Annotated in this window: 10 protein-coding genes; 8 read left to right on the forward strand and 2 right to left on the reverse strand. The window is 73.5% G+C overall.

All coding sequences use genetic code 11. From position 1 onward, the window contains the following. Positions 1 to 228 precede the first annotated feature (228 nt). A complete protein-coding gene (locus AC5K6T_RS27840) occupies positions 229 to 4,059 on the forward strand; it encodes a collagen-like protein (protein WP_493213297.1) in 3,831 nt (1,276 codons plus the stop codon). A gap of 249 nt (positions 4,060 to 4,308) precedes the next feature. After that, positions 4,309 to 5,721 (forward strand): sugar porter family MFS transporter, encoded by a 1,413-nt coding sequence (locus tag AC5K6T_RS27845; RefSeq protein ID WP_493213298.1) that lies wholly within the window; start codon positions 4,309 to 4,311, stop codon positions 5,719 to 5,721. A gap of 94 nt (positions 5,722 to 5,815) precedes the next feature. Here the strand turns inward: AC5K6T_RS27845 and AC5K6T_RS27850 are convergent, their stop codons facing one another. Next, complete coding sequence (locus AC5K6T_RS27850; RefSeq protein ID WP_493213300.1) at positions 5,816 to 6,787, reverse strand: LLM class flavin-dependent oxidoreductase; 972 nt, start codon at positions 6,785 to 6,787, stop codon at positions 5,816 to 5,818. Positions 6,788 to 7,133: 346 nt separating this feature from the next. On the opposite strand from AC5K6T_RS27850, the gene ftsY reads away from it, so the two are divergent. After that, positions 7,134 to 8,345, forward strand: coding sequence for a signal recognition particle-docking protein FtsY (ftsY, locus tag AC5K6T_RS27855; protein WP_493213301.1), 1,212 nt, complete (start codon positions 7,134 to 7,136; stop codon positions 8,343 to 8,345). A 190-nt stretch (positions 8,346 to 8,535) separates the two neighbouring features. Here ftsY and AC5K6T_RS27860 read toward each other — a convergent pair whose 3' ends face one another. Beyond that, positions 8,536 to 9,198: a bifunctional DNA primase/polymerase gene (locus AC5K6T_RS27860; RefSeq protein ID WP_493213303.1), complete on the reverse strand. Its 663-nt coding sequence runs from the start codon at positions 9,196 to 9,198 to the stop codon at positions 8,536 to 8,538. Between the two features lie 443 nt (positions 9,199 to 9,641). Here AC5K6T_RS27860 and nsdA point away from each other — a divergent pair, with 443 nt between their 5' ends. The 5 genes from nsdA to ffh all read left to right on the forward strand — a co-directional run bounded on the left by nsdA (position 9,642) and on the right by ffh (position 17,858). Further along, on the forward strand, positions 9,642 to 11,123 hold the full coding sequence (gene nsdA / locus AC5K6T_RS27865; protein ID WP_493213304.1) for a transcriptional repressor NsdA: 1,482 nt from the start codon (positions 9,642 to 9,644) through the stop codon (positions 11,121 to 11,123). 343 nt (positions 11,124 to 11,466) lie between these two features. Further along, complete coding sequence (locus AC5K6T_RS27870; RefSeq protein ID WP_493213306.1) at positions 11,467 to 12,741, forward strand: ammonium transporter; 1,275 nt, start codon at positions 11,467 to 11,469, stop codon at positions 12,739 to 12,741. Then, positions 12,738 to 13,076 (forward strand): P-II family nitrogen regulator, encoded by a 339-nt coding sequence (locus AC5K6T_RS27875; RefSeq protein ID WP_493213308.1) that lies wholly within the window; start codon positions 12,738 to 12,740, stop codon positions 13,074 to 13,076. The genes AC5K6T_RS27870 and AC5K6T_RS27875 overlap by 4 nt, the downstream gene beginning before the upstream one ends. A 23-nt stretch (positions 13,077 to 13,099) precedes the next feature. Next, the gene (locus AC5K6T_RS27880) at positions 13,100 to 15,559 is read left to right on the forward strand and encodes a [protein-PII] uridylyltransferase (protein ID WP_493213309.1); all 2,460 of its coding nucleotides are present in this window, start codon (positions 13,100 to 13,102) and stop codon (positions 15,557 to 15,559) included. Between the two features lie 748 nt (positions 15,560 to 16,307). Beyond that, the gene (gene ffh, locus AC5K6T_RS27885) at positions 16,308 to 17,858 is read left to right on the forward strand and encodes a signal recognition particle protein (RefSeq protein ID WP_493213311.1); all 1,551 of its coding nucleotides are present in this window, start codon (positions 16,308 to 16,310) and stop codon (positions 17,856 to 17,858) included. Positions 17,859 to 17,997 lie beyond the last annotated feature (139 nt).

Consider the following 17,997-nt stretch of genomic DNA (forward strand, 5'->3'; position numbering starts at 1 on the left):
TATCAACCGCTTCAGTTGTCAGAGTTTGCAAGGGACGCTTCGGCGTCCCTTCTTTCTTTCCTCGGGGTGCCTCCCCTCGGACGCCCCCCGGGTGCCCCTTCCTCCGGGCGGCCTGGTTTCCCCCGTGCAGTGTTTCACCCTCTTCAACGTCTGGTGTGCCCCTCGCGTTCACCCGCGAAACCGCGCGTTCATGGAGGGGGCGGGCCCCGGAAGGTAGAGTCCAGCGCCGTGCACCTCAAGGCCCTGACCCTCCGCGGCTTCAAGTCGTTCGCCTCGGCGACCACGCTCCGGTTCGAACCGGGCATCACCTGCGTCGTGGGCCCCAACGGATCGGGCAAGTCCAACGTCGTGGACGCCCTCAGCTGGGTGATGGGGGAGCAGGGCGCGAAGTCGCTGCGCGGCGGCAAGATGGAGGACGTCATCTTCGCCGGCACCACCGGGCGTCCCCCACTCGGCCGCGCCGAGGTGTCGCTGACCATCGACAACTCCGACGGGGCACTGCCCATCGAGTACGCCGAGGTCACCATCACGCGGATCATGTTCCGCAACGGCGGCAGCGAGTACCAGATCAACGGCGACACCTGCCGCCTGCTCGACATCCAGGAACTGCTCTCCGACTCCGGCATCGGCCGTGAGATGCACGTCATCGTCGGCCAGGGCCAGCTCGACTCCGTCCTGCACGCCGACCCGACGGGACGCCGCGCCTTCATCGAGGAGGCCGCGGGTGTGCTGAAGCACCGCAAGCGCAAGGAGAAGGCCCTGCGCAAGCTGGACGCGATGCGGGCCAACCTCGCCCGGGTGCAGGACCTCACGGACGAACTGCGCCGCCAGCTCAAGCCACTCGGCCGGCAGGCGGCGGTCGCCCGGCGGGCCGCGGTCATCCAGGCGGACCTGCGGGACGCCCGGCTGCGCCTGCTCGCCGACGACCTGGTCCGGCTGCGCGAGGCGCTCCGGGCCGAGGTCGCCGACGAGGCCGCGCTGAAGGAACGCAAGGAGGCGGCCGAGCAGGAGCTGCGCCGCGCCGTGCAGCGCGAGGCCGCGCTGGAGGACGAGGTCCGCCGGCTCTCCCCGCGTCTGCAGCGCGCCCAGCAGACCTGGTACGAGCTGTCGCAGCTGGCCGAACGGGTGCGCGGCACCGTCTCGCTGGCCGACGCCCGGGTCAAGAGCGCCACCTCCGTCCCGCCCGAGGAACGGCGCGGTCGTGACCCCGAGGACATGGAGCGCGAAGCCGCCCGTGTCCGGGAGCAGGAGGCCGAGCTGGAGGCCGCCCTGGAGGCGGCGCAGCGGGCTCTGGACGACACCGTCGCGCACCGCGCCGACCTGGAGCGTGAGCTGGCGGCCGAGGAGCGACGGCTGAAGGACGCGGCCCGCGCCGTCGCCGACCGGCGCGAGGCCCGCGCCCGCCTCGCCGGACAGGTCAACGCCGCCCGCTCGCGCGCCGCCTCCGCGCAGGCCGAGATCGACCGGCTGGCCCTCGCCCGCGACGAGGCCCAGGAGCGGGCCGTCGCCGCGCAGGAGGAGTACGAGGCACTCCAGGCCGAGGTCGACGGCCTCGACGCGGGCGACGTCCGGCTCGCCGAGCGCCACGACGACGCCAGGCGGCGGCTCGCCGGGGCCGAGGCCGCGCTGGCCGCCGCCCGGGAGGCGGCCACCGCCGCCGAGCGCCGCCGCGCCGCCACCCAGGCCCGCCACGAAGCCCTCGCCCTCGGGCTGCGCCGCAAGGACGGTTCCGGCGCGCTGCTCGGGGCGCGGGACCGGCTCACCGGCCTGCTGGGCCCGGCCGCGGAACTGCTCACCATCACGCCGGGCCACGAGAGTGCCCTGGCCGCCGCGCTGGGCGCCGCGGCCGACGCCGTCGCCGTCACCACGCCCGCCTCCGCCGCCGAGGCGATCCGCCTGCTGCGCAAGCAGGACGCGGGGCGTGCGGCCCTGCTGCTCACCGGAGCGCCCGAGCCGGACCCGCCGGGCGGACCGGACGCCTCCGGCCGCGAGGCCGCCACCGGGTCCGACGGCACCGCCGGGGCCCACGGCGCCGCCGAGTCCGACGGTGCCCCCGGTGCCCCCGGTGTTCCCGGTGCCCCCGGTGTTCCCGGTTCCGGTGGTGCCGCCACGACGCCGGGCGGGCCGTGCGGCCCCGGTCCACACGGCGCGGCCGCCGGGTCCGGCCCTGCGGCACCGGAGCGCGCCCGCGGCGGGGCCGGCCGGGGCGGATCCGAGGGCACGCGGGAGGAGGCCGAGCTCCCGGCGCCGGCGGCCGACCGTTTCGTCCGCGGTCCGGCCGAACTGATGCCCGCCGTGCGCCGCCTGCTGCGCGGCATCGTCGTCGTCGGCACCCTGGAGGAGGCCGAGGAACTGGTCTACGCCCACCCCCGCCTGACCGCGGTGACGGCCGAAGGCGACCTGCTCGGGGCGCACTTCGCCCATGGGGGTTCGGCGGGGGCGCCGAGCCTGCTGGAGGTGCAGGCGTCGGTCGACGAGGCCGCCGCCGAGCTGGAGGAACTGGCGACCCGGTGCGAGAGCCTCGCCGAGGAGCAGCGAACCGCCGCGCAGCGGCGCGCGGAGGCCGCCGCACTGGTCGAGGAGCTGGGGGAGCGCCGCCGGGCCGGGGACCGGGAGAAGTCGGCCGTCGCACAGCAGCTCGGGCGGCTCGCCGGCCAGGCCCGGGGCGCGGCGGGCGAGGCCGAGCGCAGCAGTGCCGCCGCCGCACGGGCCGAGGACGCTCTGGAACGGGCCCTGCAGGAGGTCGAGGAACTGGCGGAGCGGCAGGCCGTGGCCGAGGAGAGCGCGCTGCTCGGGGAGGACGGCGCGGACGAGCCCGATCCCTCGGTCCGGGACCGGCTGGCCGCCGACGGGGCGAACGCCCGCCAGACCGAGATGGAGGCCCGCCTCCAGGTCCGTACCCACGAGGAGCGCGTCAAGGCACTGGCCGGCCGCGCGGACTCCCTGGACCGGGCCGCGCGCGCGGAGCGTGAGGCGCGTGCACGGGCCGAGCGGCGACGGGCACGGCTGCGGCACGAAGCGGCGGTCGCCGAGGCGGTCGCCGCGGGAGCCCGCACTCTGCTGGAGCACGTCGAGGTGTCGCTGGAGCGCGCGGAGCGCGAGCGCGCCGCGGCCGAGACCGCCAAGGCGCGGCGCGAGCAGGAGCTCGCCGCGGCCCGCGGCATCGGGCGCGACCTGAAGGCCGAGCTGGACAAGCTGACCGACTCGGTGCACCGCGGCGAGGTGCTCGGTGCGGAGAAGCGGCTGCGGATCGAGCAGCTGGAGACCCGGGCGCTGGAGGAGCTGGGGGTGGAGCCGGCGGGGCTGGTCTCCGAGTACGGCCCGCAGCAGCCGGTGCCGCCGTCCCCGCCCGCGGAGGGCGAGGTGCTGCCCGAGGACCCGGAGGATCCGCGCAACCGGCCCCGGCCGTTCGCGCGGGCCGAGCAGGAGAGGCGGCTCAGGGCGGCCGAACGGGCGTACCAGCAGCTGGGGAAGGTGAATCCGCTGGCCCTGGAGGAGTTCGCGGCGCTGGAGGAACGCCACAAGTTCCTCAGCGAGCAGCTGGAGGACCTCAAGAAGACCCGTGCCGATCTCCTCCAGGTCGTCAGGGAGGTCGACGAGCGTGTCGAGCAGGTCTTCACCGAGGCCTACCGGGACACCGCGCGGGAGTTCGAGGGGGTGTTCGGCCGGCTGTTCCCGGGCGGTGAGGGCCGTCTGGTGCTGACCGATCCCGACAACATGCTCAGCACGGGCGTCGACGTCGAGGCGCGTCCGCCGGGCAAGAAGGTCAAGCGGCTGAGCCTGCTGTCGGGCGGCGAGCGCTCGCTGACGGCCGTCGCGCTGCTGGTGTCGATCTTCAAGGCCCGCCCCAGCCCGTTCTACGTGATGGACGAGGTCGAGGCCGCACTGGACGACACCAACCTCCAGCGGCTGATCCGGATCATGCAGGAGCTGCAGGAGGCCTCCCAGCTGATCGTGATCACCCATCAGAAGCGCACGATGGAGGTCGCCGACGCGCTGTACGGCGTGTCCATGCAGGGCGACGGTGTCTCGAAGGTCATCTCCCAGCGTCTGCGCTGAGGGGCGTCTCGCGCTGAGATCGACCCCTTCTCTTCAAGAAGTGAACACGGAGTCCCCCGCTGGGACGGGTTTCTGTCTCTAGTTTCACAGTGACCCCCTATTGACTTCGAAACTTGAAGGCATAGTCTCTGCAACGTTGATTTCATCTTCAGGTGTGAGCGATGTGTGTCCGTGTGCCACGGGAAGCCCGCACCTGTCGAGGCGCACCCCACCCGGCGACGGTGCCGATGGCGGCCCGAGGAGTTGATCGTGACCAGCACAGCGCAGGCGTCCAGGAAGGGTTCCGGGACCCAACCCGACCATCTCGGGCATGTCGTCTTCATCGCGGCCGCCGCCGCGATGGGCGGCTTCCTGTTCGGCTACGACAGCTCCGTGATCAACGGTGCCGTGGAGGCCGTCCGGGACCGCTACGACATCGGCTCGGCCGCGCTGGCCCAGGTCATCGCCATCGCCCTCGTCGGCTGCGCGATCGGCGCCGCCACCGCCGGGCGCATCGCCGACCGCATCGGCCGGATCCGCTGCATGCAGATCGCCGCCGCCCTGTTCACCGTGAGTGCCGTCGGCTCGGCGCTGCCGTTCGCGCTGTGGGACCTCGCCCTGTGGCGCGTGGTCGGCGGCTTCGCCATCGGCATGGCCTCCGTGATCGGCCCGGCCTACATCGCCGAGGTCGCACCGCCCGCGTACCGCGGCCGGCTCGGCTCCTTCCAGCAGGCCGCGATCGTCGTCGGCATCGCCGTCTCCCAGCTGGTGAACTGGGGCCTGCTCAACGCCGCCGGCGGCGACCAGCGCGGCGAGCTGATGGGCCTGGAGGCCTGGCAGGTCATGCTCGGCGTCATGGTGGTCCCGGCCGTCCTGTACGGCATGCTCTCCTTCGCCATCCCCGAGTCCCCGCGCTTCCTGCTCTCCGTCGGCCGGCGCGAACGCGCCCGCGAGGTCCTCGCCGAGGTCGAGGGCGGCATCGACCTCGACGCCCGGGTGGCGGAGATCGAGCACGCCATGAAGAGCGAGCACCGGTCCGCCTTCAGGGACCTGCTCGGCGGCTCCTTCTTCTTCAAGCCGATCGTCTGGGTCGGCATCGGACTCTCGGTCTTCCAGCAGTTCGTCGGCATCAACGTCGCGTTCTACTACTCCTCGACGCTGTGGCAGTCGGTCGGCGTGGACCCGACGGACTCGTTCTTCTACTCCTTCACGACGTCGATCATCAACATCGTCGGCACCGTGATCGCGATGATCTTCGTGGACCGCCTCGGCCGCAGGCCGCTCGCCCTCGTCGGCTCCGTCGGTATGGCGATCGGCCTGGCGCTGGAGGCCTGGGCCTTCTCCTACGACCTGGTCGACGGCAGGCTGCCCGCCACGCAGGGCTGGGTCGCCCTGGTCGCCGCGCACGTCTTCGTCCTCTTCTTCGCCCTGTCCTGGGGTGTGGTGGTCTGGGTCATGCTCGGCGAGATGTTCCCGAACCGGATCCGCGCCGCCGCCCTGGGCGTGGCCGCGGCCGCGCAGTGGATGGCCAACTGGGCGATCACCGCGAGCTTCCCGTCCCTGGCCGACCGGAACCTGTCCGCGACCTACGTGATCTACACGGCGTTCGCCGCGCTCTCGATCCCCTTCGTCCTGAGGTTCGTCAAGGAGACCAAGGGCAAGGCCCTGGAGGAGATGGGCTGAGCGACCCCCGGACCCGGGGAGAAGGGCCAAGTCCCCGCTGCCCCTCTCCCCGTCACCGTGACGTCCTCGTCACCGTGACGCGTGCTGCCCCGGCTCATCCGCCGAGCCGGGGCAGCACGCGCTCGCAGAACAGGCGCAGCCCCCGCCACCCCTCCTCCAGCGGCATCCCGCCCACCAGCGGATGCAGCACATAGGTGTCCAGGCGCAGCGCCGCACACGCGTCCGGCGTGAGTACCCGGTAGACGCCCTCCGCGCGCAGCTCGGCGACGGTCGACGCCGCCGAGCGCACCGCCGAGCGGGCCCCGTCCGGCTGCCAGGACGCGTAGGCGCGGGCCTCGTGCAGGAAGTGTCCGCCGTGCTCGGCCCAGGTGCGGTCCGGGTCCTCCGACACGTGGAGCAGCGGCGTCTCGGCCGCCGGCATCACCGTCCAGCCCTCGGTGCCGTACTCGGCCAGCCGCTCGTTGTAGTACGCCTGGAGTTCCGGCAGGTGCGCGCTCGGGAAGAACGGCAGCCCCAGCCGCGCGGCCCGGCGGGCGGCCGGCTTCGAGGAGCCGCCGACCAGCAGCAGCGGATGCGGCCGGGTGAAGGGGCGCGGGGTGACGCGCACGCTCCGGCCCCGGTACGCGAACTCCTCCCCGGTCCAGGCCCGCAGCAGAGTCCGCAGCAGCTCGTCCTGCAGCGCGCCGCGTCGCGCGAAGTCCACGCCGAACATCGCGTACTCCTCGGGCCGGTAGCCGATCCCGGCGACCGTCGCCAGCCGGCCGCCGCCGACCAGGTCCAGCACCGCGATGTCCTCCGCCAGCCGCAGCGGGTCGTACAGCGGGCCGATCGCCGCCGACACCGTCACCACCAGACGCCTCGTCGCCCCCAGCAGCGCGCCCGCGAAGGCGAACGGCGAGGGCAGCCAGTTGTCCGGGACGCCGTGGTGCTCCTCCGTCTGCACGGTGGTGACGCCGTGGCCGTCGGCGTACGAGGCCATCTCCACGGCCGCGCGGTAGCGGGCCGCGAGCGCACCGGGGCCGGCGCCGGGACCGACCAGGTTGAGGCGTACGACCGTGACGGGCATGGCAGTCCCTTCGCCGGGCGGCTCGCCCCCGGACCGTAGCTGACGACATGTCAGATGGCCAGGGATGCGACGCACGCCCCCGCTCGCGGGGCTGCGCGGCGCCCCGCGCGGCGGTGCCGGCCCGGACCGTACGCCGTCCCGTCGTCCCGTGGGGGCGTGCGTCCCGCCCCGGGTGGCGCTCCGTCCCGTCCCGCGGGGCGCTCCGTCCCGTCCCGCGGGGCGCTCCGTCCCGCCCCAGGTGGCGGTCCGTCCCGGCCTGCGGGGCGTCCGTCCCGCACCGCGCCCGCGGGTCGGAGGAACGTACAAGCCGGGTTCGGCCGGACCCATGGCCGATACTGGACGGGTTATGGAAACCGTCATCCTTGCTGTAGTCATCGCCGTGGTCGTGCTCGGCGCGATCGGCGGGCTCGTCATCGGCAGCCGGCGCCGGAAGCCGCTGCCCCCGCCGCCGCCCGCCGCGCCCGACATCACCGCCCCTCCGGCCGAGCCGCACGTCGGCGACGAGGCCGAGACGCCGCGGGACGAACCCCGCCGGACCATCGAGGAGGTGGACCTGCCGGGCGGCGGCGCACCGTCCGCGGTCGCGGAGCCCCCCGTCGCCGAAGAGCTCCCGCCGACCGAGATCGAGGTCCCGGAGCCCACCGCGGGACGCCTGGTCAGGCTGCGCGCCCGCCTGTCGCGCTCCCAGAACGCCCTCGGCAAGGGGCTGCTCGCGCTGCTGTCGCGCGAGCACCTCGACGAGGACACGTGGGAGGAGATCGAGGACACCCTGCTGACCGCCGACGTCGGCGTGCAGCCCACCCAGGAACTGGTCGAGCGGCTGCGTGAACGCGTCAAGGTGCTCGGCACCCGTACGCCGGCGGAGCTGCGCGGACTGCTCCGCGAGGAGCTGCTGAAGCTGGTCGGCACCGACGCCGACCGCGGCGTGCGCACCGAGCCCGAGGAGCGCAGGCCCGGCATCGTGATGGTCGTCGGTGTGAACGGCACCGGGAAGACCACCACCACCGGCAAGCTGGCCCGCGTCCTGGTCGCCGACGGGCGCACGGTCGTGCTCGGTGCCGCCGACACCTTCCGGGCCGCTGCCGCCGACCAGCTCCAGACCTGGGGCGAGCGCGTCGGCGCCTACACGGTGCGCGGGCCGGAGGGCGGCGACCCCGCCTCCGTCGCCTTCGACGCGGTGAAGGAGGGCAGGGAGATGGGCGTCGACGTGGTCCTCATCGACACGGCCGGCCGCCTGCACACCAAGACCGGCCTCATGGACGAGCTCGGCAAGGTCAAGCGCGTCGTGGAGAAGCACGCCCCGCTCGACGAGGTGCTGCTCGTGCTCGACGCCACGACCGGCCAGAACGGCCTGGTGCAGGCCCGCGTCTTCGCCGAGGTCGTGGACATCACCGGCATCGCCCTCACCAAGCTCGACGGCACCGCCAAGGGCGGCATCGTCATCGCCGTGCAGCGCGAGCTGGGCGTGCCGGTCAAGCTCGTCGGTCTCGGCGAGGGGCCGGACGATCTCGCCCCCTTCGAGCCGGAGGCCTTCGTCGACGCCCTCATCGGAGAGTGACGCCCCGCCCGCCGACCTGTGCGCGACAAGCGCCCGTCCCCGCAGCGGGGCGGGCGCTTCGCCGTGGCGGGGCCGCGGGGGAGGCCGGCAGGAGCCACCGGCCCGCCCTGCAAGGGGCCTGTGACCGCCCCGCCAGGGCCGCGTGCCGGTCCGGCGGGCGTCGGGACGCCCGCGCCCGGTCCGCCGTACGTCAGGCGCGCGACCGGTGGGCCACGTAGGCCAGCGTCCCCAGCAGCAGCCGTGCCTGCGGCGGACGGGTCGCCGAGTCCGGGCACGGAGCGCGCAGCCAGGTCACCGGGCCGATTCCGGCCCGCTCGGAGGGCGGGGCGGTGATGAAGCAGCCGGGGCCGAGGGCGCGCAGGTCCAGGCCCGGGTCGTCCCAGCCCATGCGGTACAGCAGCGCGGGCAGCTCGGCCGCGGCACCCGGTGCCACGAAGAAGTGGGCGCGGCCCTCGGGTGTCACCGCGACCGGGCCGAGCGGCAGGCCCATCCGCTCCAGCCGGACCAGCGCCCGCCGGCCCGTCGCCTCGGCGACCTCGACGACGTCGAACGCCCGCCCGACCGGCAGCATCAGCGCGGCCCCGGGGAACTCCGACCACGCCTCGGTGACCGCGTCCAGCGTCGCCCCGGCCGGCACGGCGCTCGCGAAGTCCAGCGGGTGCGCTCCGGGGGCGCGGCAGCCGCTCCGGCCGCAGGAGCAGACGCCCCCGGCGGCGCGGGCGCCGGGCACGACGTCCCAGCCCCACAGGCCGGTGTACTCGGCCACGGCGGTGCAGTCCGACGAGCGCGTGCGGCGCCGCGAGCCGGACCGGATGTCGCGAATGCCCCGGCTACTGCCGATCGTGAAGCCCATGCCCCCTCCAACGGGTCCGACGCGCCGGTGGTTACGAGACCGCCGGGCGATCGGCGAACGGCGCACGCCGCGACTGCGAGCGGCGCCTTCGTGCGCCCCGGGTGGTGCACCTGGCGGCGCGCGCCCCTTTGTGCACCTCTCCACTCACTCCCGGTTGTCCCATGTCAAGTGAATCGTGAGAAGGCCGAAGGGAGTTCATACGAAGGGGTGGCGAATGGTGGCGTTTCACGGATCGCCGTGGCTGGAGGGGTGATCGTAGGATTACTTTGAGTGCACGAGAACTTGCGGCACATGCGCTTGTGGGTATGCCGGAGGCAACTCGCTTTCCCGTTCGAAGGGTGAGAACCCGGGGACGGGCGGCCCGGACAACGGGCATTCTGATAGGGCTTGACGCAAGGCGGCGGCAAGCGGTCTTCGCGGTCTTCAGGGATGGGGGCGCTCCAGTGGGCGGCAACGGCGGAAGCGGGACGAACGCTGAGAAGCGCCCCAACGATCTGCTCGGTTCGTGGTTCGTGCGCAGCGGCTGGTCGAAGGGAGAGCTGGCACGTCAGGTGAACCGTCGGGCACGCCAGTTGGGTGCCAACCACATCTCCACCGACACCTCCCGGGTGCGTCGCTGGCTCGACGGCGAGAACCCCCGCGAGCCGATCCCCCGCATCCTGTCGGAGCTGTTCTCCGAGCGGTTCGGATGCGTCGTCTCCGTCGAGGACCTCGGTCTGCGTGCCGCCCGCCCGACACCCGCCGCCTCCGGCGTCGACCTGCCCTGGACCGGCCCGCAGACGGTGGCCCTCCTCAGCGAGTTCTCCCGCAGCGACCTGATGCTGGCCCGGCGCGGCTTCCTGGGCACGTCGCTCACCCTCTCCGCGGGCCCCGCCCTCATCGAGCCCATGCAGCGCTGGCTCGTCCCCGTCGCACCGGGCCCCGCACCCCGGGCGGACTCCGGCGGACCGGCCACCCGGGCCCGCGGCGCGCTGTCCCGGCCCGAACTGGACCTGCTGGAGTCCACCACCGCGATGTTCCGCCAGTGGGACGCCCAGTGCGGCGGCGGACTGCGCCGCAAGGCCGTCGTCGGCCAGCTCCACGAGGTCACCGACCTGCTCCAGGAGTCGCAGCCCGAGGCCACCACCCGCCGGCTGTTCAAGGTCGCCGCCGAACTCGCCGAACTGGCCGGCTGGATGTCGTACGACATCGGTCTCCAGCCCACCGCGCAGAAGTACTTCGTCCTCGCGCTGCACGCCGCGAAGGAGGCCGGGGACCGGCCGCTCGGCTCGTACGTCCTGTCCAGCATGAGCCGCCAGATGATCCACCTCGGGCGCCCCGACGACGCCCTGGAACTGATCCACCTCGCCCAGTACGGCAGCCGCGACTGCGCGAGCCCGCGCACCCAGGCCATGCTGTATGCGATGGAGGCCCGCGCCTACGCCAACATGGGGCAGCCCGGCAAGTGCAAGCGGGCCGTACGGATGGCCGAGGACACCTTCTCCGACGCCGACGAGTGGGACGAGCCCGACCCCGACTGGATCCGCTTCTTCTCCGAGGCCGAGCTGCACGGCGAGAACTCCCACTCCTTCCGCGACCTCGCCTATGTCGCGGGCCGCAGCCCCACCTACGCCTCCCTGGCCGAGCCCCTGATGCAGCGGGCCGTGGAACTGTTCGCCGAGGACGCCGAGCACCAGCGGTCCTACGCGCTCAACCTCATCGGCATGGCCACCGTGCACCTCCTCCAGCGGGAGCCCGAGCAGAGCACCGTACTGGCCGCGGAGGCCATGCAGATCGCCAAGAAGGTGCGTTCCGAGCGCGTGAACACCCGTATCCGAAAGACGGTCGACGCCGCCGTACGCGACTTCGGGGACCTCGCCGAGGTCCTCCACCTCACCGACCGGCTCTCCGTCGAACTGCCCGAGAGCGCGGCAGAGGCCGTCTGAGCGACGACGCCACCGCCCCCCGACCCCGGCCGCGGCCGGCCTTCCCGAACTGCCCGACTCGGCTCCCCCATGCCAGTCATTCGGAAGGCCGACCGCGGCCGGTCTCTTTCCCCCGGCGGTGTTCCTCCACCGAAGGTTGCGCCACGATAACGATCCCGCGCGCCCAGATCCGCCGATTCACCCAGGCGTAACACACCCGGCGCCTTCGTCACCGGCGCGAAACAACGAGGGGCGCCCACCGAAACCGCGCTGCGCCAATCTCCTTGCCCATAACCGGCCCACCCCTCCATCCCGCCCAGGCTTCGCCCGCACGGGGCCGTATCCACGACGAGGAGATACCGGCTTGAACGGCACAGATACCGGATTCGTACTGATCAGCGCAGCGCTCGTCATGTTGATGACGCCCGGACTCGCGCTCTTCTACGGCGGCATGGTCCGCGCCAAGAGCGTCCTCAACATGCTGATGATGTCCTTCATCTCCCTGGGCATCGTCACCGTCCTGTGGGTGCTCTACGGCCACTCCCTCGCCTTCAGCGGTGACTCGGGCGGCTTCATCGGCAACCTGGACATGATCGGCCTCAAGGGCGTCGACGCCGACAGCACCATGGAGAGCTTCACCGGCAACGACATCTCGTTGTTCTCCTTCTCGCTGTTCCAGATGCTCTTCGCCGTGATCACCGCGGCCCTGATAAGCGGTGCCCTCGCCGACCGCGTCAAGTTCGGCGCCTGGATGATCTTCATCGGCCTGTGGGTCACCGTGGTCTACTTCCCCGTCGCCCACTGGGTCTGGGGCGGCGGCTGGCTCTCCCAGCTCGACCCGGCCGTGATCGACTTCGCCGGCGGTACGGCGGTCCACATCAACGCCGGTATCGCCGCCCTCGCCGCGATCCTGGTCGTCGGCAAGCGTGTCGGCTTCAAGAAGGACCCGATGCGCCCGCACAACATGCCGCTGGTGCTGCTCGGCACCGCGCTGCTGTGGTTCGGCTGGTTCGGCTTCAACGCCGGCTCCGAACTGGGCGTCGACGGCACCACCGCCCAGATGGCCATCAACACGCAGGTCGCCACCGGCGCCGCCATGCTCGGCTGGCTCGTCTACGAGCGCATCCGCCACGGAGCGTTCACCACGCTCGGCGCCTGCTCCGGTGCCGTCGCCGGCCTCGTCGCCATCACCCCCTCCGGCGGCAACGTCAACATCTTCGGCGCCCTCCTCATCGGCGTCGTCGCGGGCGCCGTCTGCTCCTGGGCCGTCAGCCTCAAGTACAAGCTCGGCTACGACGACTCCCTCGACGTCGTCGGCGTCCACCTCGTCGGCGGTGTCCTCGGCACCCTGATGGTCGGCTTCCTCGCCATCGGCGGCGCCGGCGGTGTCGACCAGTTCCTCTCCCAGGCCATCGGTGCCTTCTCGGTGATGGGCTACACCTTCGTGGTCACCTGGATCATCGCCTTCGCCCTGCAGAAGACCATCGGCTTCCGTGCCTCCGAGGACGACGAGACCAGCGGCATCGACCAGGCCGCACACGCCGAGACCGCATACGACTTCAGCGGTGCCGGCGGCGGAGCCTCCCGGACCGCCGCCGCCCCCGTCACCGAGGCCGCAAGCAAGAAGGTGGACGCATGAAGCTCATCACCGCCGTCGTCAAGCCCCACCGGCTCGACGAGATCAAGGAAGCCCTTCAGGCGTTCGGCGTACACGGCCTGACCGTCACCGAAGCCAGCGGCTACGGTCGGCAGCGCGGCCACACCGAGGTCTACCGGGGCGCCGAGTACACCGTCGACCTCGTTCCCAAGATCCGCATCGAGGTGCTGGCCGAGGACGACGACGCGGACCAGCTCATCGACGTCATCGTCAAGGCCGCCCGCACCGGCAAGATCGGTGACGGCAAGGTCTGGTCCGTCCCGGTCGAGACGACCGTACGGGTCCGCACCGGCGAGCGCGGCCCGGACGCGCTCTGACACAGAAGAACAGGAGTCGCTGGGTGACGAGCACCGACGTGCACACGAAAGAAGAGGACTCGGGACCCAGCGGCTACGCGGCGGCCCGGCTGCGTCTCCTCACGGAGGGGACGCGGACCGGGCCGCCGCGCCGCACCGCCCTCGCCGAGCTCACCGACGACTGGCTGGCCGGCCTGTTCACCGCCGCGGTCCGCGCCGTGGGCGACACAGGACTGCGCGGCACCGCCCTCGTCGCCGTCGGCGGATACGGCCGCGGCGAACTCTCCCCCCGCAGCGACCTCGACCTGCTCCTGCTGCACGACGGCGCCGACGGCGCCGCGGTGGCCGCCCTCGCCGACCGCATCTGGTACCCGGTCTGGGACCTCGGTCTCGCCCTGGACCACTCCGTGCGCACCCCGGCCGAGGCCCGCCGCACCGCGGGCGAGGACCTCAAGGTCCAGCTCGGCCTCCTCGACGCCCGCCACGTCGCCGGCGACCTCGGTCTCACCGCCGCGCTGCGCACCACCGTCCTCGCCGACTGGCGCAACCAGGCCCCCCGCCGCCTGACCGAGCTCCAGGAACTCTGCGCCGAACGCGCCGACCGCCAGGGCGAGCTCCAGTACCTGCTGGAACCCGACCTCAAGGAGGCCCGGGGCGGGCTGCGCGACGCCACCGTGCTGCGCGCCGTCGCCGCCTCCTGGCTCGCCGACGCCCCCCGCGAAGGCCTCGACGCCGCCCGCCGCCGCCTCCTCGACGTGCGCGACGCCCTCCACCTCACCACCGGCCGGGCCACCGACCGCCTCGCCCTCCAGGAGCAGGACCAGGTCGCCGCGGAACTCGGCCTCCTGGACGCCGACACCCTCCTCCGCCAGGTGTACGAGGCCGCCCGCGTCATCTCCTACGCCAGCGACGTCACCTGGCGCGAGGTCGGACGCGTGCTGCGCGCCCGGTCCGTTAGGCCCCGGCTGCGCGCCATGCTCGGCGGCGGCAAACCCGCCCCCGAACGGTCGCCGCTCGCCGAGGGCGTCGTCGAGCAGGACGGCGAGGTCGTGCTCGCCCGCGCCGCACGCCCCGAACGAGACCCCGTGCTCCCGCTGCGCGCGGCCGCCTCCGCCGCCCAGGCCGGGCTCCCGCTCTCCCTGCACGCCGTACGGCGCCTCGCCGCCACCGTCCGGCCGCTGCCCGCGCCCTGGCCCGCCGAGGCGCGCGAGCAGCTGGTGACGCTGCTCGGCTCCGGGCGCCCCACCGTCGAGGTCTGGGAAGCCCTGGAGGCCGAAGGGCTGATCACCCGCATCCTGCCCGACTGGGAGCGGGTGCGCTGCCGCCCCCAGCGCAACGCCGTCCACGTGTGGACCGTCGACCGCCACCTCATCGAGACCGCGGTCCGCGCCTCCGAGTTCACCCGCCGGGTCAGCCGCCCCGACCTGCTGCTCGTCGGCGCACTGCTGCACGACATCGGCAAGGGCTGGCCCGGCGACCACTCCGTCGCCGGCGAGATCATCGCCCGCGACGTGGCCGCCCGGATCGGCTTCGACGCCGCGGACGTCGCCGTCCTCGCCACCCTCGTACGCCACCACCTGCTGCTCGTCGAGACCGCCACCCGGCGCGACCTGGACGACCCGGCCACCGTCCAGGCCGTCGCCGAGGCCGTCGGCACCCAGAGCACCCTGGAGCTGCTGCACGCCCTCACCGAGGCCGACGCCCTGGCCACCGGCCCCGCCGCCTGGTCCGCCTGGCGCGGCTCGCTCGTCGCCGACCTCGTGCGGCGCGTCGCGGCCGTGCTCGCCGGACACGGCTCCGGCGAACCCGAGCCGCCCGCACCCAGCGCCGAACAGGAACGGCTCGCCGTCGAGGCCTTCCGCACCGGCGGTCCCGTGCTCGCGTTGCGCGCGCAGACCGAGCCGCCCGCCGAGGAGACCCCGGGAGGGAGCGAGCCGCTCGGCGTGGAACTGCTGATCGCCGTACCCGACCAGCCGGGCGTGCTGCCCGCCGCGGCAGGTGTCCTCGCCATGCACCGCCTGACCGTCCGCACAGCCGAGCTGTGCGCCCAGGACCTGCCCTCCGGCGTGGAGGGCTCGGTCCTCGTGCTGAACTGGCGCGTCGCCGCCGAGTACGGCTCCCTGCCGCAGGCCGCCCGGCTCCGTGCCGACCTCGTCCGCGCCCTCGACGGCACCCTGGACGTCGCGGCGCGGCTCGCCGAGCGCGACGCCGCCTACCCCCGGCGCCGCGGGCTGCTCGCCCCGCCGCCGCGCGTCGCCGTCGACCCGGCCGCCTCCCGCCACGCCACGGTGATCGAGGTGCGCGCCCAGGACGCCCCCGGGCTCCTCTTCCGCATCGGACGCGCCCTGGAGGACGCGGCGGTGCGGGTCCGCAGCGCCCACGTCTCCACCCTCGGCGCGAACGCGGTCGACGCCTTCTACGTCACCGGCGACGACGGAGCGCCGCTGCCGGCCGAGGAAGCCGCCGCCGTGGCGCGGAAGCTGGAGGAGACGCTGCGGGGGTGAGGCGGACGCGCCGCGGGCCCCGCTGCCGCGTACGTCCTCTGCCGGGCGGCTTGCGGCCGGTACGGCTGTCCGTGGCGTGGCGTGGCGTGGCGTGGCGTGGCGGGGCGGGGCGGGGTGCGGCGCGGCAGGGGCGGGGGCGGGCCGCCGACGCCGAGCGGCCCGACGGGCCCCGGCGGCGCGGGCGAGGTGTGGCGACGCTCACCCGTGGCGTCCTGCGGGCTCCGTGGGTGCACGCGCGTCCGTGGGCGCGCCCACGGACGCGCGCCGGTCCCGTGACGGTGCGGGACGGGAAGGGCACCCGGGGAGCGGGCGGGCGGGGCCGGTGCGGTACGGCCCCGGGGTGCGTGCGCTATCCCCTGGCGCGGCGGTGCGGGGCGGCCTCGGACGGCGCCGTGTGCCGGCCCCGCGCGGCCGCGGGAGCGCCTGCGGCCGGACCCGGGGGCGAGGCCACCGCGCCGCGGACCCGTTCCCGCGGACCGGCCGCGCCGGGGGACGGGCACCCCGGGGCCGGTGCGGTACGGCCCCGGGGTGCGTGCGCTATCCCCTGGCGCGGCGGTGCGGGGCGGCCTCGGACGGCGCCGTGTGCCGGCCCCGCGCGTGGACCCGTTCCCGCGGACCGGCCGCGCGGCCGGTGGATGCGGCCGGTGGATGCGGCGGGCGGATGCGGCGGGCGGGGACGAATGTCCCGCCGGGCCAGATACCCTGGAGGGCGACCCTGACCGCTCCGACTCCGAGGACCGACGCCACCGTGTTCGATACCCTCTCCGACCGCCTCAGCGCGACGTTCAAGAATCTCCGCGGCAAGGGGCGCCTCAGCGAGGCGGACATCGACGCCACGGCACGCGAGATCCGTATCGCGTTGTTGGAAGCGGACGTGGCCCTGCCGGTAGTCCGCACCTTCATCAAGAACATCAAGGAGCGGGCGCTGGGGGCCGAGGTCTCCCGCGCGCTCAACCCCGCCCAGCAGGTCCTCAAGATCGTCAACGAGGAACTGGTCACCATCCTCGGCGGCGAGACGCGGCGCCTGCGGTTCGCCAAGCAGCCCCCCACCGTGATCATGCTGGCCGGCCTCCAGGGCGCCGGCAAGACCACGCTCGCGGGCAAGCTCGGCCGGTGGCTGAAGGAGCAGGGTCACTCCCCGCTGCTCGTCGCCTGCGACCTCCAGCGGCCCAACGCCGTGAACCAGCTCAGCGTCGTCGCCGAGCGCGCCGGTGTCGCGGTCTACGCACCCGAACCGGGCAACGGCGTCGGCGACCCCGTCAAGGTCGCCAAGGACTCGATCGGCTTCGCCAAGTCCCGCGTCCACGACATCGTCGTCGTCGACACCGCAGGCCGCCTGGGCATCGACCAGGAGATGATGCAGCAGGCCGCCGACATCCGTGACGCCATCAGCCCCGACGAGATCCTCTTCGTCGTCGACGCGATGATCGGCCAGGACGCGGTCAACACCGCCGAGGCCTTCCGCGACGGTGTCGGCTTCGACGGCGTGGTCCTCTCCAAGCTCGACGGTGACGCCCGCGGTGGTGCCGCCCTGTCGATCCGCGAGGTCACCGGCAAGCCGATCATGTTCGCGTCGAACGGCGAGAAGCTCGACGAGTTCGACGCCTTCCACCCGGACCGGATGGCCTCCCGCATCCTCGACATGGGTGACCTGCTCACCCTCATCGAGCAGGCCGAGAAGACGTTCAGCCAGGAAGAGGCCGCCAAGATGGCCTCCAAGCTGGCGTCGAAGAAGGGCCAGGACTTCACCCTGGACGACTTCCTGGCCCAGATGGAGCAGGTCAGGAAGATGGGCTCCATCTCCAAGCTGCTCGGCATGCTCCCGGGCATGGGCCAGATCAAGGACCAGATCAACAACATCGACGAGCGCGACGTCGACCGCACGGCCGCCATCATCAAGTCGATGACCCCGGCCGAGCGCCAGGAGCCGACGATCATCAACGGCTCGCGCCGCGCGCGCATCGCCCGTGGTTCCGGCGTCGAGGTCAGTGCGGTGAAGAACCTGGTCGAGCGGTTCTTCGAGGCCCGCAAGATGATGTCCCGGATGGCTCAGGGCGGCGGGATGCCGGGGATGCCGGGCATGCCCGGCATGGGCGGCGGCCCCGGGCGCGGCAAGAAGCAGCCGAAGAAGGCCAAGGGCAAGCAGCGCTCCGGCAACCCGATGAAGCGCAAGCAGCAGGAACAGGAGGAGGCCGCCCGGCGTGCGGCCGCCGCCCAGGGCGGTGCCTTCGGCGTGCCGGGTCAGCAGGCGGGGCAGGACTTCGAGCTGCCGGACGAGTTCAAGAAGTTCATGGGCTGACCGTACCGGTCGCCTGCCGGGCGTCGGGACCCCCGCGGGTTCCTCCCGCCGGGCCCGCGTCGCGGCCGTCGCCGCCGTACGTCGCGCGAGGGTGCTCTCCGCCGGAGGGCGCCCTCGCGGCCGTTGTCTGCGCGGCCGA

The organism is Streptomyces sp. B8-7 (genome assembly GCF_058833805.1).